The organism is Nitrospirota bacterium, from assembly GCA_016195565.1.
Classification (GTDB): Bacteria; Nitrospirota; Thermodesulfovibrionia; order Thermodesulfovibrionales; family UBA1546; genus UBA1546.
Genome location: JACPZK010000002.1, coordinates 89880 through 112364 on the forward strand (window position 1 = coordinate 89880; position 22485 = coordinate 112364).

Sequence of the window (22485 nt, forward strand, 5' to 3'; positions counted from 1 at the left end):
CCTCAAAAAAGGCAAGACCGCATTCAATAGTGTCAGAGTATTAAAGGGGCAGAACAGTTTAAGCAAGTATCGTTTTTACGCGGCCTATTTCTCCGCTTTCCATGCGAACTTTGATTCCATGCGGATGTGCGGGTGAATTAGTTAAAATATCCCTTACAATTCCTTCAGTGAGCTTCCCTGTCTGCTGGTCTTTTTTCAGCACGATTGAAACACGTAATCCACGTTTTATATCTGCGCGTCTGGTCCCGTCCATAAAGTGCTCTCCTGTGAGTCATTTTTTGACTCCATAATCTTACTTAATTTTCCTGTGCCCTTATCTTCTTTTTTTATCTGATGTATCTTTCCGTGCAGTGCAGGTGATGATGAAATTTTCAGGCTCCAGATCAGGATTTTTCTCAAGCTCCTCAACAAAAATATTGATTGCCTTTCGCATAAAGGCTGAGAAGTTTATGCCCCTTGGCAATGTGTGGATCCTCTGACGCGTGTCTTCGTCGATTGATACTGTGTGTTTTGCCATAATCACTCCTTTTTCAATGAATGCTGTGAATGTTTAAATAAGGTAGAGGCGTTGATGAGGATGCCGGAGAAATAACCATATTTTCAGAAATCCTCAAATTTTTTCTTATCTTATCCCGCCCCGCTCAAAAAAGGCAAGCAGGAAACAAGTGCAATAGAGCAAAAGTCAGAAGTGCGGAAGAAGTTCAAAAATATGATAGTGCGGAAGCGCGGGAAGTTATCCTGCCTTTTCGGTATCGCCACCGGGAAATTTAACCTAACGTAAAAGTTAACAATAACATCAAAAGGACAAAAAGCAATTTTTTTGCAAATATATGTGTTTGCATTTTTTATTGATTTGCAGTATATTTTAATAAATAATCGCATATAAGGATCCTGCAATATCCCGCAGGATATCTAACTTAAGGAGGCAACTATGAAAAAGACTCTATTAGCACTCGCGGCAATGGTGTCAATGGTCTTCATTGCAGGATCTGTAATGGCGGCGGAAAAACCTCTTACCCCTGCAACCCTTCAGGGCGCAACCGTGGTAGATGATGGCTGGGTTAAGGCAAACCATGGCAAGATGAAGGTCTTTGACGTCAGAAAGAAGGCAGAATATGTTGAGGCACACATCCCTGGCGCTGTTTCCGTTCCATACGACGAAAAAAGCGAACATGTAGTCGATTTTGATGCAAAAAAGGATGAGCTTGACCTCAGCAAATTTCCTGCTGACAAGAATGCGCCTATTATTGTGTATTGCAATGGACCAAGGTGCTGGAAATCCTATAAAGCATCAGTCCTTCTTATTAAGGCAGGGTACAAAAAAGTCTACTGGTATCGTAATGATGGCTCTGTTGGGTGGAAATCAAAGGGTTATCCTGTTGAGTAACCTTAAGCAGGGGGTGTATGTTAATACCTCCCCTGCTTAAACAATGATTGATATCTCTTGCAAAATAATTTTATTCCTCCTGTGTTTTCTGGGTATTGGAGATGTTGCCTATGGCGAAGATAGCCGTTTTATTTTTGATAAGAATGAATACAATTTAGGAACATTAGAAGAAGGCCGCTTATTATCATTTGACATCCCCTTAAAGAACACGACAACCAAACCATTGAATATCATTTCTCTTGAACCTTCCTGTGGGTGCGTTAATGCAGTTGTAATTAACGGAAGTATCGGCAGAGGTGATACAGGTATTATCAGGGTTACTATCGATACCACGGGGAAAATAGGCAAGGTAATGAAAACAATCGAGGTCGTAACCGATATCTCTGCGACTCCGTTCGTTCTTAAGCTGAGGGCATTGGTCAAGCATTCCGGCAACGGAGTTGCAAACGCAGGCGCTATCTTCCATGGAGACTGCAGAAAATGCCATGTAGGAACGGATATAAAATCAAAACAGGGTGAAATACTCTATAACGCTGTGTGTTTTATGTGCCATAAAAACTATTCAACCTATAAACATTTGAGTAAGGAGTCGCTTGAAAAATCAATTTCAGACGGGATAACCAATACTTCAATGCCGGGGTTTGCCGAAACTAATGGGGGGCCGCTCTCGCCTGAACAAATATCTTCACTTATAGATTTTTTAAAAAAGCAAAAATAAGGCGCCCGCATTTTGGCAATGTACTGCTCAAACAATTTCCTGCTGGCCCCTGAGATTATAATATCATTCCTTGCAACAGGCCGCATCTATACACGAAAACTTTCAACCTGCCTGTTTAACAAGGTCCCCTGAGTTTCAAGGTTGTCTACCATTCTATCAAGTTCTGTGGCCAGGCTAACATTCTTCTCAGCCTCTGCCATCAGGGTTTCGATTGCGTTTAGAATATTCCCGACTGCATTCTTCTGTTCAGCAGTAGCATGTGTTATAGCCTTCATCCTTTGAGATGCGTCAGCTATTACTTTAGATATCGAACTGCTTTCTGCCGATTGTTCTGCAGTAGATTTTTTTACCATTTGCGTAAATCTTCTTACATTCTCTGTTGAAAGCAGAATATGCTCTAATGCCTTATTCTGCTCATTTGTAGCCTTTTTAATCCCTTCTGCCATCATATTGACCCTCTGGATATTTGTTGCCATCTGTCCAACACCTTTCGTTTGCTCATCTATTGCAATTTCAATCCTTTTTGCCATCTCAAGTGATATTCCTGAGCTGTCTATAATTGTAGTAAGGGCGTCCTCAGCATCTTTTGATAATTTTTCGGTTTCTGAAACTCTTTCTAAGACGCGACCTGTTGAACTCCCTGCTTCAGCTACCTTTTCCTGTATTTTTTTTATCAATTCTTCGATTTCCTTGGTAGAAACAGCAGTCCTCTCGGCAAGTCCTTTTACTTCATCAGCTACAACGGCAAAGCCCTTTCCATGTTCACCTGCCTGTGCTGCCAGAATAGCAGCGTTTAAGGAGAGGAGGTTAGTAGTATCAGATATCCCGTTAATAACTTCTACTATATTCCCTATGTCAATTGACATATCTCCAAGTTTGCCAACAACCTCTACTGTTGAAGAAATCTCATCTTTTATTTTTTCTATCCCATTCCTCGTTATTTTCACAGCCTTAAGCCCAAGTACAGAAGCATTATTCTTAACTTTTGCAGACATGACTGCCTCTTCCTTTGAAAATGCGCTGACCTCAGTAATTGATGCACTCATTTCAGTTATGGTTGCAACAACATCTTCAGTTTCTCTGAAGAGTGTTTCTACACCGGAAGCTACCTCTTTTAACGATGCTGCTATCTGGTTTATAGATGATGCTGTTCCGGCCGTTAGTGAGTCAAGTTCTTCAGAATGTTTCGCAATCTCTGTAGCGGCGGCGGCCATTTCAAAAGACGATGACGAAGTGTCTTCTGTAAATCTGTGGAGTTCTTCTATATCATTTGCTACCGCTTTAATAGAAGCTGACATCTCTTCGGTAGAAGCTGATGTTGTCTCAATCGCCTCCATCTGTGTTTTTGCTGAATCCTGAACCAGTTTTGAGGAGCGTCCAATAGCATTAGATGCGGAAGAGACTTCGCGGGAAACTTCAAGAAGGCCTTTTACCATATTCTGCATGCCTTCTGTAAATTTATTAAACCATCCGGCAAGGGTGCCAATCTCATCTTCCGAGGCGATGGCGAGCCTTCTGGTCAAGTCACCTTTGCCTTCAGCTATATCTTTAAGCACAACGACTGTATCGTTAATAGGTCTGGTAATAGAACGATTTATGGTAATCCCGAAGAAAAGGAAGACGGCAATCAGGAAGAGTGATGTAATTATAACAAGCCGGTTAATATTAGCTATAACTTTCTGTTTCTCCGTATAATATTCAATTACTGCCTTCTCCTGAGCCTCAGCCATTTTATCTATCGACTTAAATATCAGAGGCCTGAAATCAAGATATTCGTCTATAAGGCCTGGTACCCCCTTTGGATTATTACTAAAGTAAACACCTTGCAGCTTAACAGCTACTTTTTTAAATCCGCTGTACCCCTTCTCAAAATTATCCTTATCTTTTAGTAAGGCATCATCAGTGATTTTGCCCTTCACATCGCTCCATAATCTGTCCACTTCATTTAGCGATATCTTTAGATGCTCCCCCGAACCTATTGCTGCAACTAAATCTGATGTCACAGCGGCCATGCGATACTCAAGCTCCCTGAAGATAAGCTGCATCTTTCTGAGGTTGTCAAGCGGCACAACTTTTTGGGAATAAATTTCTTCAAGTGTATTTAATTGTTTTTTCCCCATTATAATTATTCCGATTGTAAAGGTTATAAATACAACAAGCGATAATATAACCCCAATCAGCACTTTTTGTGATATTTTTACCTTTTTAAAAAACATATTTTTTCTTCCTCCAGCTTTAAAGAATTAAATCCAGTAATCAGCTTACTTTCTAAAAGGAACTGAAATCTATATTTATATACTTATATTATAATGAATTTTCATAAAGAATACGCTGTTTTAAATCAAGGAGGTAGTGTAAATTTTTCTGTTCGAAGAAAATTAAAGTAAACATATCATCAAAGCGTGTTGAAAAATGTATGGAATTTTTGCTTTAAAAAATTAATCCGGGGCACATCCCCTTATTTTTTAAATCTCTGAATTTCCCCTATCTTATCCCTCTCCCCTCAAAAAAGGCAAGCAGGAAACAAGTGCAATAGAGCAAAAGACTTTAAGCAGCATAGTGTCAGAGTATCAAAGTTTCAGAGTTTGAAAAGCAGCCAAAAAGCCTTTTATCCCATGTTATAATTCAATACTATGAGCTTGCTGCACTTCTACCGAAAACCGGCGCTTTCTGAGACAAAGAAGAAAAACCTTCTTCCGATTCTCAGACAGTGCGTTGCATCTGATATTAATGATATAGAGACAGAGCACTGCTTTAATATTGAGACAACTGCTCCGCTTACAAGTGAAGAACTGAATACCCTCAGATGGCTTTTGGAAGAGACATTTGAGCCTGAGAATTTTGGGGATAGAAGCTTTTTAGCCTACATCTCTGAAGATGTCATTGCGAGGAGCAAAGCGACGAAGCAATCTCAAAACATCAAGATTGCCACGCCGGAGCCTACCCTGAGCGATAAAACGAGATTGCTTCGCTCCACTCGCAATGACAATTCCTTGATTATAGAGGTCGGTCCCCGCATGAATTTCACAACAGCATGGTCAACGAATGCTGTATCTGTATGCCATGCCTGCGGATTAAAGAAGATTACGAGAATAGAGAGGTCGAGGAGATACAAATTAGTCAGGAGTCAGGAGTCAGGAGTCGGGAGTCAGAAAACAACCTCCGAACTCCAAACTCCAAACTCCGAACTAAATACTTTTTTAAGTTTAGTTCACGACCGTATGACCGAATGTCCTTATCCAAAGACTCTGGAAACATTTGAAACTGGGATTAAGCCTGAGCCTGCTTATGTAGTGCCCTTAATTGAGGAAGGCACATCTGCATTAAGAAAGATAAACGTTGAGATGGGCCTTGGACTTGATGACTGGGACGTAGAATATTACTACAACCTCTTTGTAAAAGACCTGAAACGCAATCCGACAAATGTTGAATGCTTTGATTTAAGCCAGTCAAACAGCGAACATTCACGGCACTGGTTTTTCAGGGGGAAATTAATAGTAGACGAGAAAGAAATTCCTGAAAACCTGATGCAGATTATAAAACAGCCATTAAAGACAAATCCAAATAACAGTGTGATTGCATTCAAGGATAATTCAAGCGGCATTAAGGGGTACGAGATTAAGACGATTATCCCTCAAAATGTCGGAAGGCATTCAAGATTCAAAGAGGCAAGCCTTAAATATCACGTAATCTTTACGGCAGAGACACATAACTTTCCAAGCGGTGTTGCGCCATTCCCCGGCGCTGAGACAGGAACAGGCGGAAGGATTAGAGATGTTCAGGCAACAGGAAAAGGCGCCCATGTTATAGCAGGCACAGCAGCATACTGCGTTGGAAATCTCAGAATTCCCGGATATAAACTCCCATGGGAAGATGAATCATTTGAATATCCGAACAACCTCGCATCGCCTTTACAGATAGAGATTGAGGCAAGCAACGGCGCATCTGATTATGGCAACAAATTCGGCGAGCCTGTTATTCAGGGCTTTACGCGGTCATTCGGAATGAGGCTTGCTAACGGCGAAAGAAGGGAATGGATTAAGCCCATCATGTTCACTGCCGGAATCGGCCAGATGGATGCAAGGCATATTGAAAAGGGGCAGCCTGAAAAGGGGATGCTCGTCACAAAGATAGGCGGCCCTGCATACAGGATAGGAATGGGAGGAGGCGCTGCCTCAAGCATGATTCAGGGAGAAAATATTGCAGAGCTTGATTTCAATGCTGTCCAGCGCGGTGATGCAGAGATGGAGCAGAAACTTAACAGGGTAATAAGGGCATGCGTTGAGCTTGGCAGTGATAATCCGATAATAAGCATCCACGATCAGGGAGCAGGCGGAAACTGCAATGTCGTAAAAGAGATAATCTATCCTGCGGGCGCAAAGATTGAGATAAGAAAGATTCAGATCGGAGACAACACGCTCTCTGTGCTTGAGATATGGGGCGCAGAGTATCAGGAACAGAATGCGCTTCTCATCAAACCTGATAAGGCAGATATATTTGAAGAACTCTGCAAGAGGGAAAAAGTTCCATTCTCATTCATAGGACAGATTACAGGCGACGGATATATTGTGCTTCATGATGAAAATGACGGAGGCGCGCCTGTTAATCTCGATTTAGAAAAAATCCTCGGCGACATGCCGCAGAAGACATTCAAACTTGAAAGGGTTCAGCCGAAACTTGAACCTCTTAAACTTCCCGAGGACATTACTGTAAGGGATGCGCTGGACAGGGTTTTGAGGCTTGTCTCTGTCGGCTCAAAGAGATTCCTTACAAACAAGGTTGACAGAAGCGTTACAGGACTCATTGCAAGGCAGCAGTGCGCAGGGCCTTTGCATCTTACAGTATCTGATGCGGCGGTAATTGCCCAGAGTCATTTCGGGCTTACAGGGGCAGCTATTTCCATAGGCGAGCAGCCTATAAAGACCCTCATCAATCCATCTGCTACTGCTCGGCTTTCTGTCGGAGAGGCATTAACGAATATTGTCTGGGCAAAGATAAGCAAACTTAAAGATATAAAATGCTCTGGCAACTGGATGTGGGCTGCAAAACTTCACGGCGAAGGCGCAAGGCTTTATGATGCGGCAGTTGCAGTGCGAGGGATAATGCTTGAACTCGGCATTGCAATTGACGGCGGAAAAGACAGCCTTTCAATGGCTGCAAAGGTAGCCTCAAAGGATAAGACGGAGACCGTCAAATCACCCGGCACGCTCGTAATCTCTGCCTATGCGACATGCCCTGACATCACTAAAGTTATTACGCCTGATATCAAGCAGCCCGGGAAGAGCAAACTTTTATTTATTGATCTCGGGAACAACAGAGACAGGCTTGGCGGAACTTCACTTGCACAGGTTTATAACCAGATTGGCAATGAATCGCCTGACGTTGATGATCCGAAATTACTGAAGAGGGCATTTAACGCAGTTCAGGAACTTATATCAAAAGACCTGATACTTTCAGGCCATGACAGGAGCGACGGAGGATTAATCACAACAATTCTTGAGATGGCATTTTCAGGGAATTGCGGAATGGAGATAAACTTCAAGATGCAGGATTCAAGATTCAAGATTCAAGATGAAATTATACCAATGCTTTTTTCCGAGGAGTTAGGATTGGTTATTGAATATCTCCCTAAGAATGAGAAAAAGATAACAGCAGAACTCAAGAAACAGAAAATCCCGTATCAGGTTATTGGTAAAACCACTGCCGAAAAAAGAATCAAAATATCACTCCAAACTCCAAACTCCAAACTCCAAACTGTTTTAGACGAGGACATGAGAATTCTCAGAGGGATATGGGAAGAGACGAGTTATCAATTGGAAAGGCTTCAGATGAATCACGACTGTGCAGATGAGGAGAAAAAGGTCATCTTTGACAGGAAGGGATACAGTTTCAATCTTTCATTCATTCCTGAACAGACTTCTCCTGAGATTATAAAAAAGGCGGGAAAGCCCTCTGTTGCAATAGTCCGTGAGGAAGGAAGCAACAGTGACAGGGAGATGACGTCAGCTTTCTATCAGGCAGGGTTTGATGTGTGGGATACCACAATGACTGATTTCCTTGAAGGAAAGGTGAATCTTGACAGCTTCAGGGGCATAGCATTTGTAGGCGGATTCAGCTATGCAGATGTCCTTGATTCCGCAAAGGGATGGGCAGGTGTTATAAAGTTCAATAAAGAGATTTACGAACAGTTTCAGAAATTTTACAACAGGCCTGACACATTCAGCCTCAGCGTATGCAATGGCTGCCAGCTTGCGGCCTTGCTTGGATGGATTCCGTGGCAGGGGATTGAAGACGAATACCAGCCGAGGTTTATCCATAATGTCTCAGGAAGATTTGAGTCGAGATTTTCAGCAGTAAAGATACTTCCAAGCCCTTCAATTATGCTTAAGGGAATGGAAGGCTCTACTCTCGGAATCTGGGTTGCACATGGAGAGGGAAGGGCTTATTTCCCAAAAGAAGACATTCTCAATAAAGTAGAAAAAGACTCCCTTGCGCCTGTGCGCTATGTTGATGATGGCGGGAATATTACAAACACATACCCGTTTAATCCAAACGGCTCTGTAAACGGAATCGCTGCTTTATGCACTCCTGACGGAAGACACCTTGCAATTATGCCTCATCCTGAAAGGACCTTCCTCAAATGGAACTGGGCGTGGATGCCTGAAGAATGGAAAAAAGAACTCAAGGCGTCGCCGTGGCTCAGGTTATTTCAGAATGCAAGGCAGTGGTGCGAGGGAAAATAATTACTTAAGAAAAAGCTCCATCTGCGCCAGGCGCTCGCCCGGAAAGCTTATCGGATAGTTGTCATCAAAACATGCAGTGCAGAAGTTATGTGATTCCGGGACTATGTTCTTCAGTCCTTCAAGGCTCAGATAGGCAAGTGTGTCGGCAGTCATGAATTTTCTTATCTCTTCAACACTATGTGAAGATGCAATAAGCTCCTGCCTTGTAGGTGTGTCAATGCCATAGAAACACGGCCCTACAGTAGGAGGAGAGCTTATCCTTATGTGAACCTCTTTTGCGCCTCCGCCCTCACGCAGCATCTTAACGATCTTTTTGCTTGTTGTGCCCCTGACAATAGAGTCATCTATCACTATTACCCTTTTGCCTTCAAGAAGCTGTCTTACGGGATTAAGTTTTATCTTAACGCCGAAATGCCTTATGCTCTGTTTCGGCTCTATAAATGTCCTGCCGATGTAATGGTTCCTTATGAGGCCGAAATCGAATGGAAGTTTGCTTTCTTCTGCGAATCCTATTGCAGCAGGCACGCCTGAATCAGGCACTGCAATCACAAGGTCAGCGTCAACGCCTGATTCCCTCGCAAGCTGGGCTCCGAATTTCTTTCGCATCTCATTAACATTTTTCCCGCCGAAGATATAGCTGTCAGGGCGCGAAAAATATATAAACTCAAATATGCAGGATGCCTGTCTCAGAGCAGTCAATGGCTTCATTGACTTTAAACCGTTCTCATTGATGATAAGGAGTTCTCCGGGCTCGACATCGCGGATATATGTTGCGCCGATAAGGTCAAGTGCGCATGTCTCTGATGCTACGACGTATGCGCCGTCAACCTGTCCGAGGCTCAGGGGCCTTACACCATACGGGTCTCTCACAGCGATCAGTTCTCTTTCCCTCAGTATCAGAAGGCTGAAGGCCCCGCTGACCTGCCTTAACGCCTCAATTACCCTTTCGTAAAAGTCTCCAGTTTTTGAATGCGCTATGAGGTGCACTATAACCTCGCTGTCGGATGTTGACTGGAATATTGCGCCTTCTTTTTCAAGTTCTTCTCTTATCTCTCCGGCATTCACAAGATTGCCGTTGTGAGCTATGGCCAATGGCCCCAGGGCAAAATTTGCCAGTATCGGCTGGACGTTTTTAAGAACACTGCTTCCTGCTGTTGAATAACGGTTATGACCTATTGCGATATGGCCGGGAAGTTTTTTCAGGCGCTTTTCGCTGAAGATGTCGGCGACAAGCCCCATTGATTTCTCAAGATGAAGATGTCTGCCGTCAGAAGAGCAGATGCCTGCGCCTTCCTGCCCCCTGTGCTGTAGCGCATATAAGCCGAGATATGCAAGGTTGGACGCCTCGGAATGTCCGTAAACCCCGAAGACTCCGCATTCCTCGTGTATATCGTGGAACTTCATTCCTTATTTTAGCATATATAATGCGGCGATGTGGTCAGATGCGAAGGGCCGGAAAGGTCTGAAGATAGCGCTTTGTCATGGACTCTTGATAGTAAGATTAATGCTGTTATTGCGCCAACAAGAGCCATAAACATATCCGACTGGGTGTAGTAATTGGGGACACACCCCATATTTTTAATATGATCCATACGCTCTCTCATGAAAAGCAGTATAAGACAAATTTTCGGAGAATTACAAGGGCAAAATTAACTGGCGGAGGGGGTGAGATTCGAACTCACGGTAGAGTTGCCCCTACAACGATTTTCAAGACCGTCGCCTTCAACCGCTCGGCCACCCCTCCATTTAAAAACAAGTTGAGAGTTAAGAGTTTAAAGTTAAAATTTGAAAATTAAGAATCCTGATTGTTAATAATATCAAAAATACCTTTTTTAAGACAAGTCATTCTAAACGCTACTAAAATAAAAAGCCCTCAAAAGAGGGCATTATTAGTTTACATTTACTCGTCATTCCGTGCTTGACACGGAATCCAGTTCCTTTAATTACTGGATTCCCGCTTTCGCGGGAATGACAGATCGGATATTTTACTTACGCTGCTTCAGCCTTTTTCTTTTTCTTTTCTGCCGCTGCTGCAAAGACTTCTGATGCATTGAATGTCCCGTCTATTGCCTGAACAGGACACCTTGCCGTGCAGATTCCGCAGCCGATACATTTATCTTTATCAATTGAATGCTTTTTCTTCTGCTCGCCTGAAGGCGCATTAACAGGGCAGACCTTTGCACATGTGTGGCACCCGATGCAGTTGTCCATTATGAATGCCTTGGACCTGTGAGGGATGTAATCTCTGATTGCCTTTGTCGGGCATTTTGGAACGCATAAGCCGCATACCTTACACTTGTTCAGGTCAATCCTTGAAAGGTTGTTCTCAACAGAAGGCGCATCAAACGGGCAGACCTTAACGCAGATGCCGCATGCAATGCATCCGACCTGACAGTTCTTTCTTGTGTCGCCGCCTTTGTCTTTTGAATGGCAGGCAACCAAGACCTGCCTTGATGCAGGAAGGACTTCTATGACCTTTGTCGGACATGCTGCTTCGCATTTCCTGCAGCCTGTGCATTTCACTATATCAACAACAGGAAGATGGTCATCGTTCATTGTTATTGCGCCGAACGGGCATACCCTTGCGCATGTTCCGTATCCGAGGCATCCGTATCTGCATGCCTTGTCACCGCCTCCTGCAAGTATCGCAGCCCTGCAATCCTGAACGCCTTCGTATCTGAATCTCTTGACTGACTTAGGCCAGCTGCCCTGACACATTATCCTTGCAAAGTTAGGCTCTAACGCAGATGCAGCCTTGCCTGTTATCCTTGCAACTGCTGAGGCAACGCTGCCTTTGCCCGGAGCGCAGAGATTTGGCGCCACATCAGGATTTATTACAACAGCCTCTGCATATCCCTGACACCCTGCAAATCCGCAGGCCCCGCAGTTTGCGCCCGGAAGAACATCCCTCACCTGTTCAACCTTGGGGTCAGTTTTTACGGCGAATTTTGCCGCCGCAAATGCAAGCCCCACTCCGAATACGATTCCAAGGCCGCCGAGGAAAAGGAATGTAAAAATCAGAAGCTCCTTAATGTTTATCGGGCCTGAGACATCTATCTCACCGCCGACTCCGGCAAAAGCAATAGAGCAGAAGAGCAGAAGCGCAATAGAGCAGTAGAATGAAAGAGCAATAATAGTTATCTTTTTTATTTTGGAATCATTAAACATAAGTCACTCCTCTAACTTTTATTACAAACAGCAGCAACAGAAAATAAAAACTGTTGCACTACTGCTCTTCTGTTCTTCTGCTCCGGCTATAGCGTAATCAGGCCAGAGAAGCCCATGAAAGCCAGCGCAATCAAGCCTGTTATTATGAATGATATCGGCAGTCCCTGAAATGCCTTTGGCACATCTGCAAGCTCCAGTTTTTCCCTTATGCTTGCCATTATTATCATTGCGAGGCTGAACCCAACGCCTGAGCCAAAGCCAAAAAACATGCTCTCTATAAAACTGTAACCTTCGCTGACATTAAGCAAAGGCACGGCAAGAATTATGCAGTTTGTCGTTATCAAAGCAAGGTAGATGCCGAGCTTGTAATACAGTCCCGGCGACACTTTCTTCATTATGGTGTCTGCTGCCTGAACAAATCCCGCAACAACGCCTATGAATATAACTATCTCAAGGAATCCGAGTCCCAATGGAATCATGATAAACTTATAAATAATCCAGTTGAGCGCAGCGCTTATGACCATGACGGATGTAAATGTAATGCTCATGCCGATCGATGTATCCATCTTCTTTGTAACGCCGAAGAAGATGCAGAGGCCGAGGTATCTCGTAAAAACAAAGTTGTTTATAAGGGCGGCTGATATAAATAGTTCAAAGAGTTTTCCGAATTCCATTTCTGCCTCCTAATGTCCGCCCCCGGAAGCGCCGCCGCCTCCGAAGAATTTTGTGTCTATCCAGTTAAAGAGCCCCATGAGAATTCCAACTGCAAAAAACCCGCCTGTCGGCAGGATCATAATCAACAACGGTTTTGTGTTAACTATCGAGTAACCCCAGAGCGAACCTTTGCCGAGGAGCTCTCTGAAAAAGCCGATGATGACAAGCGCAAAGAGGAATCCTATTCCGTTCCCAAGGCCGTCAAAGAATGAAGGCGTAACCTTTTGTTTGCTTGCAAAGAGTTCTGCCCTGGAAAGTATTATTGCAAAGGCTACAATGAGTTTTATGTAAAGCCCCATCTGCGCATATATGTCCCGAACAAATGCAGCCATTGAGAGGTCTGTCACGGTAACCCAGGTGGCGATTATGAACATGTAGGACGGGATTCTTACCTTGGGATGTATGAATTTCCTGACTATGGAAACAGTGACATTGACCATTATCTGAACGAAAAGCACTGCAAGGCCCATCATAAAACCGTTTTTCACTCCGCTTGTGACGGCAACCGCAGGGCAGAGGCTCAGGGCAACCCTGAATATCGGGTTTTCGGAGAAGATTCCGTTCTTGATTAAACTGATATAGCTTATTTTGTTTTCAGAGTTGCTCATTTTTTCACCTCACCGGCTGCTGATTTGGGCGCCGAATATTTTTCAGTCAGGAGTTTTACTGCTTCCTTAACGCCTTTTGTAACTGCGCGGCTTGAAATTGTTGCGCCTGAGATTGCCTGAATCTTGTCTGTGCCTTCCACCTTAACCACTTCAAGCTGTTCCAGAGATTTGCCCTCGAAGCGTTTCTTGAAGTAGTCCTGCTCTATCTCATCGCCGAGTCCCGGCGTCTCTCCGTGTCCGAGTATGCCGATTCCCTTGACCTTCATATCTTTTCCGACTGACACGAGTATATTTATATAGCTTGAATATCCCTTGCCGTATGTGGAGATGAGGTATCCTATTGTCTCATCTCCCTTTTTACCTTCAAAATATTTTCCTTTTTTCCCGTACGGCTCCCATTTCCCGGTTTCAATTATATTATCCGCATCAGGCATCATCTTTTTCCTGGCTGCTGTTTCTTCTTGCTCTTTCTTAATCTTCACAATAGGCGCTGTCTTGGCAAAGACAAATGCCATTACAAGCCCGGCAGCTACAAAGATAATTACCAGACTGGCTGTTATCTTAAGCATCTCCTTCATTCTTTCACCTCAAATCGCCTCTTCCCGTCATTGCGAGCTGAAAGCGAAGCAATCTCTCTTAGATTGCCACGGGCTTCGTCCTCGCAATGACATTGAAGGTTCATTTCTTTTTCTCCTTCACCGCACCGAAGACATCGGATTTCATGGCCCTGTCAATCAAAGGAGCAAAACAGTTCATAAGAAGGATTGCAAACATAACGCCTTCAGGATAGCCGCCTTTTATCCTTATGAGCATTGTGAGCGCACCGCAGCCTATTCCGAATACTATCTGCCCCTTTCTTACAGAGGGGCATGTCACATAGTCGGTTGCCATGAAGAATGCGCCGAGCATAAGGCCGCCGCTCAAAAGGTGTATCAAAGGGTCGCCTGCGAAGAGGAGCATCTTTCCTGTCTCAGGGCTTTTGCCTCCGAATATCCATGCAAGCACGGCAACTGTCCCCAAGAATGAAAAAGGAATGTGCCATGTGATGTATCTCTTGTAAAGCAGGAATCCCGCGCCGATTAATAATGCCAGCACTGATGTCTCGCCGATGGAGCCTGCCCTGTGCCCGTTAAAAAGTTCTGCGTAAAGATTAAGCTTATCGCCGAAGGCCTCGATTAATTTTGCAAGCCCGTCTTCCTTTAATATTCCGAGGGGAGTTGCGGTTGTCTTTGCGTCAAGAGCCAGAAATGCCGCTGTGGGCTCTGTCCAGATAGTCATTGCCTTCGGGAATGAGATTAAAAGAAAAGCCCTGCCAATGAGCGCAGGGTTAAAGATATTGTATCCGAGTCCTCCGAAAAATTGTTTTGTTATGACCACTGCAATAACTGAACCGATTATCGGGACATGGATTGTGAACGGATTAAACGACCACAGCGACGAAGGAAGGTTCATGCCGAGCAGTAACCCTGTGAGAAATGCGCTTCCGTCATTGACAGTCAGTTTCTTTTTGACGGCTTTCTGGAAGAAATACTCTGAAAGGACTGATGATATTATGCATAAGGCAGTAATAAAGAGCGCCTTTAAGCCGAAGAAATAAAAACCCATGAAGAATGCAGGAAGCAGAGACAGGTTCACGGTCCACATGATGCGGCTTGTAGTCTCTTCATCCCTGACATGAGGGCTTACAGTTACTATCAGTTCATGTTCTTTCTTTACAGGTTCCATCGCATCTCCGATTACCTTAATTTCTGTCATTCCGCACTTGATGCGGAATCTATGTTTTTTCCTCTCTGGATTCCTGCTTTCGCAGGAATGACAACAGACAACTATTTTTTAAACCATCTTCATGGTTTTGTCAGCGACTTTGCCAGTCTTATAAATTGTACAATCGGCCTTTTTGAAGGGCATACAAACGCGCATGAGCCGCATTCAAAACAGTCAAAAAGGTTATATTCCTTTGCATCCTCGTAATGTCCCTTCTCAGAAAGGATGCTCAACATTGACGGCATAAGGCCCATAGGGCATATATCAATGCACCTTCCGCACCTTATGCAGGGCCCGAATTCTTCAGTGTGCACAACGCCTTCCTTAGGAATAACAAGTATTCCTGAGGTGCCTTTTGTCACAGGCACATCAAGCGTTGAAAGGGCAAAGCCCATCATCGGGCCGCCAGACACTACCTTGCCTGCGCTGTCTTTAAAGCCGCCGCACTGATCAACAATATCAGAGATGAGCATGCCTATCTTTACCATTAAATTCGCAGGGGTTTTTATGCCTTCTCCTGTTACAGTAACGACTCTTTCTATCAAAGGCTTGCCGTATCTTGCCGCTTCATATACAGCAAGCGCAGTTCCCACGTTCTGCACCACAACCCTGACATCCATCGGAAGCCCTCTCGGTGGAACTTCTCTTCCGGTGAGAGCGCTTATAAGCATTTTTTCAGCGCCCTGCGGATACTTAACTTCAAGCCCGCAGACTTCAATGTTCGGCTCATTCTTTGCCGCATCTTTCATCTTATCAATCGCATCGGGTTTGTTGTTCTCAATCCCGATAAATCCTTTATTCACTCCGAGGATGCGCATGAGTATTTTCAGGCCTTCAACTATATCGCTGGATTTTTCGAGCATCAGCCTGTAATCAGCGGTAAGATAGGGCTCGCACTCAGCGCCGTTAATAATTATTGTATCAATCGGTTTTTCTTTCGGAGGAGAGAGCTTAACAAGCGTCGGAAAAGCAGCGCCGCCCATGCCGACAATTCCGGCAGCCTTTACCTTTTCTTTCAGTTCATCGGCAGACAGTTTGATGTAATCAGGATTATCTTTAAGGGAAGTCCATTCTTCTTTGCAGTCATTCTCTATAACTATGGAATTTACCATCCTGCCCATTGTATTCGGAAATTCCGCTATTGCAATCACCTTTCCTGAAACGGATGAGTGGACAGGCGCTGATACAAAGCCTCCGGGCTCTCCGATGACTTCGCCTTTTTTGACTTCCTGTCCGATGCTGACTATGGGTTTGCACGGCGCTCCGAGGTGCTGGCTTAAAGGAATGACGACTCTCTGCGGGGATTTTGCTTCTTTAATGGCACTGTCTTTTGCAATGTCTTTCTTATCAGGCGGATGTATGCCGCCTTTAAATGTTGCAAGAGCCATCATGAAATTCCTCCACATTTTAGTAGTTAGTGTCAGCGTAGAGTGTCGGTTTTAAAAATTACTGACACTGGCACTAATCACTGGCGCTACCGCGGGGCAAAAAGCCTACAATTAATAACATTAAAAATAGAAATATGTCAAGAGTTGTGATAAAATGGCGGTGAAATTGATTGATTTTATAAACCCCCAAGAAATAGGAGAAGGAAAATGGTTAAAAGAAAATTTTCAGGCATTTTGATTTTGGGTTTGGTTTTTGCACTTGCAGGCGGGATTGACACTCAGGCACAGCAGGGTGGGAAATCCCTCAACGTGTTGATAGGAGAGCTTAAAGGGTCGAAGGATAAAGAGGAAAAGTCAGAATACTTAGAACTGCTTAGAGAAACTACGCCAAAAACAGCAAAAGAAATACAGTTGCTAATGGATTTGCTTGATGACGAAGATGTGGAGAATAAATGTGTTGCTATGGAAGTTCTGGGGAAAATAAGAGAAAAAAAGGCGGTCCCTAAAATAATTAAAAACTTAAAGCATAAAGACGACAAAGTGAAGGCGATAGCAGCCATGATGTTAGGAGAAATTGGTGACGAAAGAGCTATTGAACCTTTATTAGAAAATCCTGATCTCATGATATTGGAGTTTGGACAAAGCCCCTTGGCAAAGATAGGCGCACCTGCCTTGCCTAAACTTATTAAATTGGCGAAGGAAAAAAGTTTGTTAGGACTTCTCCCGAAACAGCCGGAAAAAGACAGAAGAAGTAAAAATGCAGCTTATGCTATAGGGAAAATGAGAGATAGGAATGCAATACCCACACTGATGACACTGCTGCATGAAGAAGATAATGATTTAAGGTTAGCGGCCGTTCAAGCGCTTGCTGCAATGGATGTTAAGGAAGCATATCCGGATTTTGAAAGGATGCTGAAAGATAAAGACAATGTCGTACGTATCGCTACGCTTTATGCATTAGTAAAAGCCAATAAAGAAAAGTACCTTCCGACTGCAATGGAACTTTTAGATAAAGAGGACAAAGGTGTTTTATGGAGCGTTGTAGAGCTAATAGGAAACCTAAAAGAAAAAGGCGCAATTCCGAAGCTGGAAAAATTACTTGAACATAAAGATGGATCTATGCGCCATCAGGCGGCACGGGCCTTATGGAAAATAACAGGCAAGGTTTATAAATATAAGAAGGACAGTACGATTGAATCAGAAGATTTTTCATTTAAACAGAATATTAAAAATATAATAAAAAGGGATAAAGTTACATTAGAGTTTTTTGAAAAAGACAGACAAAAGCTAGGAGAAGAACAATATAATCGGTTAAAAAAACAACACAGTAAAGAACATCTTAAAGGAAAAATAGATAGGGAACTTAAAAGAGCACAAGAAAGAGGCTATTTATTAGAATATTCATTGGATGAGTTAATAAAAGAGATTGAATCGTCAGGGGATAAGTATGACTACAAATAAAACTGTAAAAACAATCTTAATACTTTTCTTTTTGATTTTCCCCTTTACAGTGTACGCATGGAACAGCATAGGGGATGAAAACCACAGACACATTACAAACGATGCAATCAATGATTTGGGAATATATGATTATCCTGATCTTGATATGTATAGAGGAATGTATGGAGGTAACGGCGTAGTTGAGGGAAGCGCTACCGAAGGATCGCATACCGATCCAAGAACGGGCATTGAGTATTGGGAAGGTCCTTATAAGTACTGGGAAGATACGGCTAAGAACAATTATAAGGCTTCAAACTTCAGAAATGCTTATGATTATTTCGGCTATTATTTGCATCTCAGACAGGATATGTTTGTTCCGGCCCATCAGAAACAATGTGCTCATTGGGTCTGGGGCCATTGGACTGACAGTCTGGAGTCTTTTGCAGATTCGAACCACGTTTACTCTCCAGGTACAATATCTTCGTGGGGCGGATATGATAATAAAGGCCGCTATTGGAAATATTGGCTTGCCGACAACGAGGACGATGATGATGGCGATGAAACTACTGCCGACGTAAACGATTCTTCTCAGAAAGACGGGCCGAACTCTTACAATCTTCTATCAACTTGGGGGACTTATGGTAAAGGAAAATGGCCAAAGGATCTAATCCCCGGGAATGATAAAGGGAAAGATTGGTACACTGGAGACGGAAACAGCGCCTTTATTGCTTATGAGCAGCTTTATTTAGCATATATTGATACTAAAGCAAAGTTAAAAGAATTTTCAGAAAAACGTCCACCTTTAGTAAAGGATCTCGATATTACCTCTTCTTCAAATTGCAATACTCAGTCTGACTTCCAGATTAGTTTCAAAATACTTGAAAACCGTAAGAAAACAGTAAAAATTTTTATGACGGTAGACAGTGAGGCGATAATAAGCCCTGAATATGGCACAGGAAAATCCTTTGATCTGTTTTCTGGAACAGACTTGCCTTGGGAAGGCGCTTATTCAGTAACATGGGATGGGAAACTTGCAAATGGTCAATATCCTTCTGATGGCGAACATACTTTATATGTCAGCGTTGAAGATGAAGATGGAAATGTTTCCGAAGTTGCACAACATCAATTCAGTATTAACACGGGTCCCCTTACCATCTCCGGTACTGAAACAATAACAAGAAACAGTAGCGAGCAATATACTACAACCGGTTGTCCGAGTAACGTTGAATGGAGTGTATCTGGTACAGGAGCGACTATCAGTTCAACCGGATTGCTTACTGCCGGCGCTACAGCTTGTGGTTCACTTGCTGTTACTGCAACTTGTGCAGTTTGTGGAACTTCTGCAACGCAGGATGTAAGGGTTGCGGATGGGGGACAATGGGTGCTGTTGAGTCAAACCCAAACCCAATGCACAGCTGATATTGGGGTGTGTAGGTGCATCGCCAGATTCCATATAGATGTATCAGAAATAAGAGGCAGATATTCTTATTTTGAACGGTGGTATCCAATATGTATATACCCAGACACCCCAAACCACACTTGCCCAACAACCCTACAATGTATTACTCCAACTTATACGACACCACCTTTAGTGGTATGTGATGAGAGTTATTATCTTTCACTCTGTGGTGGTTATGAAAGTATGTTTGGCAAATTCGTTACTTTCCAACAAATTTTAGAATGGCGATGTTATTAAAATGAAACAATTGAACTATATAAATCAGATTAAAAATTTCCTCTCAGCCTATCCAAAGGATGTAGTTGAACTTGGAATAGAGGCATGGAGAATAAGAGAAATACCGTTTATTGTGGAAGGCAGTGTTTCTTATGTTCCATTAGTGCCAAACTATAACGAACTTACAGAAGAAGCAGGAATCCAGAGAATATAAAATGATAGATTCCGCATCAATGCGGAATGGCAAAAAAGTGGGAGATTTTAAAGCGACATGATAAAAGAGGCGATTAATATTATTGTAAGCAGCATAGACCTCTCCGAGGCTGAGATGGCGGAGTGCATGAGAGAGATTATGGAGGGGAAGGCAACAGATGCCCAGATAGGCGCCTTCCTTACTGCCCTGCGCATTAAGGGCGAGACAGTTGATGAGATAACAGGCGCAGCTCGGATTATGCGCGAAAAGGCAACGACTATTAAAGCCCCTGAAGGCGTGCTTGACACATGCGGCACAGGCGGAGATATGGCGCATACATTTAATATCTCAACAACAACTGCAATAGTCGTCTCTGCGTGCGGAGTGCCTGTTGCAAAGCATGGGAACCGTTCTGTCTCAAGCCAGTCCGGAAGCGCGGATGTGCTCGAAGCGCTCGGCGTTAAGATAGACCTTCCACCGGAAAAGGTTGAAAAATGCCTATTTGAAACAGGATTCGGGTTTCTGTTTGCGCCGCTGTTTCATCCTGCAATGAAATATGCGATAGGCCCGAGAAGAGAGCTGGGGCTAAGGACAATATTTAATATACTCGGCCCGCTGACAAATCCTGCCGGCGCAAAGAGGCAGATACTCGGCGTGTTTGCGGGCAAACTTACAGAGCCGCTTGCCAATGTTTTAGGCAATCTCGGCGCTTATGATGCAATGGTTGTGCATGGAGAAGACGGGCTTGATGAAATAACACTGACTGACGGGACGCGGGTTTCAAGATATGCAAATAATACGGTTGAAAACTTCTTTATCTCGCCGGAGGATTTTGGCATCAAAAGAGGCAAACTCGAAGACCTTGTCGGAGCTGACAAGGATGCTAATGCACGCATAACACTCTCTATCCTCAACGGAGAAAAGGGCCCCAAACGCGATGTGGTTCTCATGAATTCCTCTGCCGCTCTTGTTGTTGCAGGGAAAGCAAAAGATTTCAGAAGCGGAGCGGAAATGGCGGCAGAGGCGCTTGATTCGGGAAAGGCTATGAAGAAACTGGAAGAAATTAAAAAGGTTACGAATTCGCTTTAAAAGATGCAATGGGGAAAGTTTATAAAGATAAAAAATCCAACGGCTGTGCACTCTGTAAGCCGCACAAGCATGGATGGACTCCAAAGAAAAAGCCTAAGGTCATTTCATATGAGAAAGAAACAGACAAAGAAATAAAACACGCAATAGGCTCTTCTGGTATAATAAATAAATGTAATAAATTAGCAGGTTAATGAGAGGCAAGACTATGAAACGCGAACAGATTATCGAGATAATAAAGGAAGTATTAAGCGAGCATGGGATAAAGAAGGCTTACTTATTCGGCAGTTTTGCAAGAAAAGGTCGATATAACGATATAGACATCGCTATCGAGCCCCCGAAAGGTAAATTCTCGCTGCTTGATCTTGTAGGCGTGGAGCAGGAACTGGAAGATGAAACAGGTAAAGATATAGATGTTGTGATACTGCGTGCAATTAAACCCCGGCTTAAACATTATATTGAGAAAGATCTGACCGCTATACTGTGAAAAGAATAACGCAGGACAATCTGGTTTATGTTGATGACATCCTTTCTGCAATTACAAAAATAAACAGGTTTTGTAAAAGCGTCGTCAAAGACGATTTTATGAAGAACGAATTGCTTATGGACGCTGTCGTAAGAAATCTTGAGATAATAGGCGAGGCGTCATCAAAGCTAACCGATTCCTTTAGAAAAAAGCATAGTGAAATAGAGTGGAGAAAGATAATCGGCATGAGAAACCGGATTATCCACGCGTATGATACCGTGAATTTTGAGATTGTATGGTATGTTGTTCAGGAAAACCTGCCTGCGTTAAAGAAAAAATTGAAGGCAATCATTTCATCTCGCCCGTCAAAAAAATAAGCTGCATTTTCAGCACTAATCTCAGCTTTGACAAGGTGTTTTACCGGTTAGAAAATTGCGGAAGAGAGTGAGGAGAAGATTTTGTGTCCCGCAGCGGATAAAAAATGTGCCTGTTGGATTTATTCGCTTTTACTGAAGGCTATAATACCCTGCCTTCTTATCCCCGGATTATTTCAACCACCTTTTCAATAATCGCATTGAGTTTTTCTTTTGTAAGATTGCCGACTTTGTATAGGACAATATGGCTGTCTGCCGTAAAGATGCGATTAGGCCTTATATTGCTTGGCTGTTTTAAACTGCCTGCCTCAAAATCCTTATCATCAAGCGGTATTGCATAATTATCTTTGATGGATTGGCTGGTTATCTGACAGAGAATCACATCATCGCCTTCTAATTTTGAAACGACTAAGGCAGGGCGCCTTTTTGCTTGAGAGAGGTCAGAAAAAGGAAAGGGCACAACAACTACATCGCCTTTTACAAGCTCTGCCACGCCTTGTCTTCCTCCGGCAGCAGCCAATCTTTTTTGAGTGACGACTCGCTTGCAATAGCGGTATCAAGCCTTTCCTTGATTATTTTTGCCTTCAAAAAATAAACGAAATCCAGCACCTCGTCCAGCAAGGGTTCTGGAACCTGTTCTATCTCGCTTAAAAGCAATTCCTTCTTGCTCATCGCTTTCCCTCCTAAACGGTTACAGCTAATTATAACAGATTAAAACCAGTTTTTCTCTTATTGCCTTTAGCATTCCGGCTTCCCGCAGC

At 43.4% G+C, this 22485-nt stretch carries 23 protein-coding genes and 1 tRNA gene; 10 read left to right on the forward strand and 14 right to left on the reverse strand.

The features are described from left to right. Positions 1-58: 58 nt before the first annotated feature. A complete protein-coding gene (locus HY035_00480; GenBank protein MBI3376866.1) occupies positions 59-253 on the reverse strand; it encodes a YwbE family protein in 195 nt (64 codons plus the stop codon). 60 nt (positions 254-313) lie between these two features. Further along, complete coding sequence (locus HY035_00485) at positions 314-517, reverse strand: hypothetical protein (GenBank protein MBI3376867.1); 204 nt, start codon at positions 515-517, stop codon at positions 314-316. 444 nt (positions 518-961) lie between these two features. On the opposite strand from HY035_00485, the gene HY035_00490 reads away from it, so the two are divergent. Both HY035_00490 and HY035_00495 read left to right on the forward strand, forming a co-directional pair. Then, complete coding sequence (locus HY035_00490; GenBank protein MBI3376868.1) at positions 962-1387, forward strand: rhodanese-like domain-containing protein; 426 nt, start codon at positions 962-964, stop codon at positions 1385-1387. Positions 1388-1430: 43 nt separating this feature from the next. Beyond that, complete coding sequence (locus HY035_00495) at positions 1431-2105, forward strand: DUF1573 domain-containing protein (GenBank protein ID MBI3376869.1); 675 nt, start codon at positions 1431-1433, stop codon at positions 2103-2105. An 86-nt stretch (positions 2106-2191) separates the two neighbouring features. Here HY035_00495 and HY035_00500 read toward each other — a convergent pair whose 3' ends face one another. Beyond that, positions 2192-4321, reverse strand: coding sequence for a HAMP domain-containing protein (locus HY035_00500; protein ID MBI3376870.1), 2130 nt, complete (start codon positions 4319-4321; stop codon positions 2192-2194). Between the two features lie 417 nt (positions 4322-4738). Here HY035_00500 and purL point away from each other — a divergent pair, with 417 nt between their 5' ends. Further along, positions 4739-8848, forward strand: coding sequence for a phosphoribosylformylglycinamidine synthase (purL, locus tag HY035_00505; protein MBI3376871.1), 4110 nt, complete (start codon positions 4739-4741; stop codon positions 8846-8848). Here purL and HY035_00510 read toward each other — a convergent pair whose 3' ends face one another. From HY035_00510 to rsxC, 9 genes are all read right to left on the reverse strand, one after another. Beyond that, entirely contained in the window at positions 8849-10252 is a 1404-nt protein-coding gene (locus HY035_00510) for an amidophosphoribosyltransferase (GenBank protein MBI3376872.1), read from the reverse strand. An 8-nt stretch (positions 10253-10260) separates the two neighbouring features. Then, a complete protein-coding gene (locus HY035_00515; GenBank protein ID MBI3376873.1) occupies positions 10261-10440 on the reverse strand; it encodes a hypothetical protein in 180 nt (59 codons plus the stop codon). A 62-nt stretch (positions 10441-10502) separates the two neighbouring features. After that, positions 10503-10592: transfer RNA gene (locus tag HY035_00520), tRNA-Ser, on the reverse strand. Positions 10593-10837: 245 nt separating this feature from the next. Further along, positions 10838-12016, reverse strand: a complete 1179-nt coding sequence (locus tag HY035_00525) for a Fe-S cluster domain-containing protein (protein ID MBI3376874.1) — start codon at positions 12014-12016, stop codon at positions 10838-10840. An 86-nt stretch (positions 12017-12102) separates the two neighbouring features. Continuing rightward, positions 12103-12690 carry an RnfABCDGE type electron transport complex subunit A gene (locus HY035_00530; protein ID MBI3376875.1) on the reverse strand — a complete coding sequence of 196 codons (588 nt, stop codon included), beginning with the start codon at positions 12688-12690 and terminating at the stop codon, positions 12103-12105. Positions 12691-12699: 9 nt separating this feature from the next. Then, on the reverse strand, positions 12700-13338 hold the full coding sequence (rsxE, locus tag HY035_00535; protein ID MBI3376876.1) for an electron transport complex subunit RsxE: 639 nt from the start codon (positions 13336-13338) through the stop codon (positions 12700-12702). After that, complete coding sequence (locus HY035_00540; GenBank protein MBI3376877.1) at positions 13335-13916, reverse strand: FMN-binding protein; 582 nt, start codon at positions 13914-13916, stop codon at positions 13335-13337. The genes rsxE and HY035_00540 overlap by 4 nt, the downstream gene beginning before the upstream one ends. 100 nt (positions 13917-14016) lie before the next feature. Further along, a complete protein-coding gene (locus tag HY035_00545) occupies positions 14017-15063 on the reverse strand; it encodes an RnfABCDGE type electron transport complex subunit D (protein MBI3376878.1) in 1047 nt (348 codons plus the stop codon). A 119-nt stretch (positions 15064-15182) separates the two neighbouring features. Next, positions 15183-16490 carry an electron transport complex subunit RsxC gene (gene rsxC / locus HY035_00550; GenBank protein MBI3376879.1) on the reverse strand — a complete coding sequence of 436 codons (1308 nt, stop codon included), beginning with the start codon at positions 16488-16490 and terminating at the stop codon, positions 15183-15185. Between the two features lie 207 nt (positions 16491-16697). On the opposite strand from rsxC, the gene HY035_00555 reads away from it, so the two are divergent. The 7 genes from HY035_00555 to HY035_00585 are packed head-to-tail and all read left to right on the forward strand — an operon-like array spanning position 16698 to position 21727. Then, complete coding sequence (locus HY035_00555) at positions 16698-17951, forward strand: HEAT repeat domain-containing protein (protein MBI3376880.1); 1254 nt, start codon at positions 16698-16700, stop codon at positions 17949-17951. Further along, positions 17938-19626 carry a hypothetical protein gene (locus tag HY035_00560; GenBank protein MBI3376881.1) on the forward strand — a complete coding sequence of 563 codons (1689 nt, stop codon included), beginning with the start codon at positions 17938-17940 and terminating at the stop codon, positions 19624-19626. Before HY035_00555 ends, HY035_00560 begins: the two co-directional genes overlap by 14 nt. A 1-nt stretch (position 19627) precedes the next feature. Further along, positions 19628-19819 (forward strand): hypothetical protein, encoded by a 192-nt coding sequence (locus tag HY035_00565; GenBank protein MBI3376882.1) that lies wholly within the window; start codon positions 19628-19630, stop codon positions 19817-19819. Between the two features lie 57 nt (positions 19820-19876). Next, entirely contained in the window at positions 19877-20887 is a 1011-nt protein-coding gene (trpD, locus tag HY035_00570) for an anthranilate phosphoribosyltransferase (GenBank protein ID MBI3376883.1), read from the forward strand. Between the two features lie 8 nt (positions 20888-20895). Beyond that, positions 20896-21078 carry a hypothetical protein gene (locus HY035_00575; GenBank protein MBI3376884.1) on the forward strand — a complete coding sequence of 61 codons (183 nt, stop codon included), beginning with the start codon at positions 20896-20898 and terminating at the stop codon, positions 21076-21078. 14 nt (positions 21079-21092) lie between these two features. After that, positions 21093-21371 (forward strand): nucleotidyltransferase domain-containing protein, encoded by a 279-nt coding sequence (locus tag HY035_00580; GenBank protein MBI3376885.1) that lies wholly within the window; start codon positions 21093-21095, stop codon positions 21369-21371. Continuing rightward, the gene (locus HY035_00585) at positions 21368-21727 is read left to right on the forward strand and encodes a DUF86 domain-containing protein (protein MBI3376886.1); all 360 of its coding nucleotides are present in this window, start codon (positions 21368-21370) and stop codon (positions 21725-21727) included. The genes HY035_00580 and HY035_00585 overlap by 4 nt, the downstream gene beginning before the upstream one ends. 157 nt (positions 21728-21884) lie before the next feature. Here the strand turns inward: HY035_00585 and HY035_00590 are convergent, their stop codons facing one another. Next, the gene (locus HY035_00590) at positions 21885-22217 is read right to left on the reverse strand and encodes a type II toxin-antitoxin system PemK/MazF family toxin (protein MBI3376887.1); all 333 of its coding nucleotides are present in this window, start codon (positions 22215-22217) and stop codon (positions 21885-21887) included. Further along, entirely contained in the window at positions 22202-22396 is a 195-nt protein-coding gene (locus HY035_00595) for a DUF2281 domain-containing protein (protein MBI3376888.1), read from the reverse strand. The genes HY035_00590 and HY035_00595 overlap by 16 nt, the downstream gene beginning before the upstream one ends. Between the last annotated feature and the right edge of the window lie 89 nt (positions 22397-22485).

Excerpts from the sequence above, each read along its gene's own strand:
- HY035_00480 (MBI3376866.1), bottom strand. The coding sequence starts at position 253 with ATGGACGGGACCAGACGCGCAGATATAAAACGTGGATTACGTGTTTCA.
- HY035_00485 (MBI3376867.1), bottom strand. The coding sequence starts at position 517 with ATGGCAAAACACACAGTATCAATCGACGAAGACACGCGTCAGAGGATC.
- HY035_00490 (MBI3376868.1), top strand. The coding sequence starts at position 962 with ATGGTGTCAATGGTCTTCATTGCAGGATCTGTAATGGCGGCGGAAAAA.
- HY035_00495 (MBI3376869.1), top strand. The coding sequence starts at position 1,431 with ATGATTGATATCTCTTGCAAAATAATTTTATTCCTCCTGTGTTTTCTG.
- HY035_00500 (MBI3376870.1), bottom strand. The coding sequence starts at position 4,321 with ATGTTTTTTAAAAAGGTAAAAATATCACAAAAAGTGCTGATTGGGGTT.
- purL (MBI3376871.1), top strand. The coding sequence starts at position 4,739 with ATGAGCTTGCTGCACTTCTACCGAAAACCGGCGCTTTCTGAGACAAAG.
- HY035_00510 (MBI3376872.1), bottom strand. The coding sequence starts at position 10,252 with ATGAAGTTCCACGATATACACGAGGAATGCGGAGTCTTCGGGGTTTAC.
- HY035_00515 (MBI3376873.1), bottom strand. The coding sequence starts at position 10,440 with ATGGATCATATTAAAAATATGGGGTGTGTCCCCAATTACTACACCCAG.
- HY035_00525 (MBI3376874.1), bottom strand. The coding sequence starts at position 12,016 with ATGTTTAATGATTCCAAAATAAAAAAGATAACTATTATTGCTCTTTCA.
- HY035_00530 (MBI3376875.1), bottom strand. The coding sequence starts at position 12,690 with ATGGAATTCGGAAAACTCTTTGAACTATTTATATCAGCCGCCCTTATA.
- rsxE (MBI3376876.1), bottom strand. The coding sequence starts at position 13,338 with ATGAGCAACTCTGAAAACAAAATAAGCTATATCAGTTTAATCAAGAAC.
- HY035_00540 (MBI3376877.1), bottom strand. The coding sequence starts at position 13,916 with ATGAAGGAGATGCTTAAGATAACAGCCAGTCTGGTAATTATCTTTGTA.
- HY035_00545 (MBI3376878.1), bottom strand. The coding sequence starts at position 15,063 with ATGGAACCTGTAAAGAAAGAACATGAACTGATAGTAACTGTAAGCCCT.
- rsxC (MBI3376879.1), bottom strand. The coding sequence starts at position 16,490 with ATGGCTCTTGCAACATTTAAAGGCGGCATACATCCGCCTGATAAGAAA.
- HY035_00555 (MBI3376880.1), top strand. The coding sequence starts at position 16,698 with ATGGTTAAAAGAAAATTTTCAGGCATTTTGATTTTGGGTTTGGTTTTT.
- HY035_00560 (MBI3376881.1), top strand. The coding sequence starts at position 17,938 with ATGACTACAAATAAAACTGTAAAAACAATCTTAATACTTTTCTTTTTG.
- HY035_00565 (MBI3376882.1), top strand. The coding sequence starts at position 19,628 with ATGAAACAATTGAACTATATAAATCAGATTAAAAATTTCCTCTCAGCC.
- trpD (MBI3376883.1), top strand. The coding sequence starts at position 19,877 with ATGATAAAAGAGGCGATTAATATTATTGTAAGCAGCATAGACCTCTCC.
- HY035_00575 (MBI3376884.1), top strand. The coding sequence starts at position 20,896 with ATGGGGAAAGTTTATAAAGATAAAAAATCCAACGGCTGTGCACTCTGT.
- HY035_00580 (MBI3376885.1), top strand. The coding sequence starts at position 21,093 with ATGAAACGCGAACAGATTATCGAGATAATAAAGGAAGTATTAAGCGAG.
- HY035_00595 (MBI3376888.1), bottom strand. The coding sequence starts at position 22,396 with ATGAGCAAGAAGGAATTGCTTTTAAGCGAGATAGAACAGGTTCCAGAA.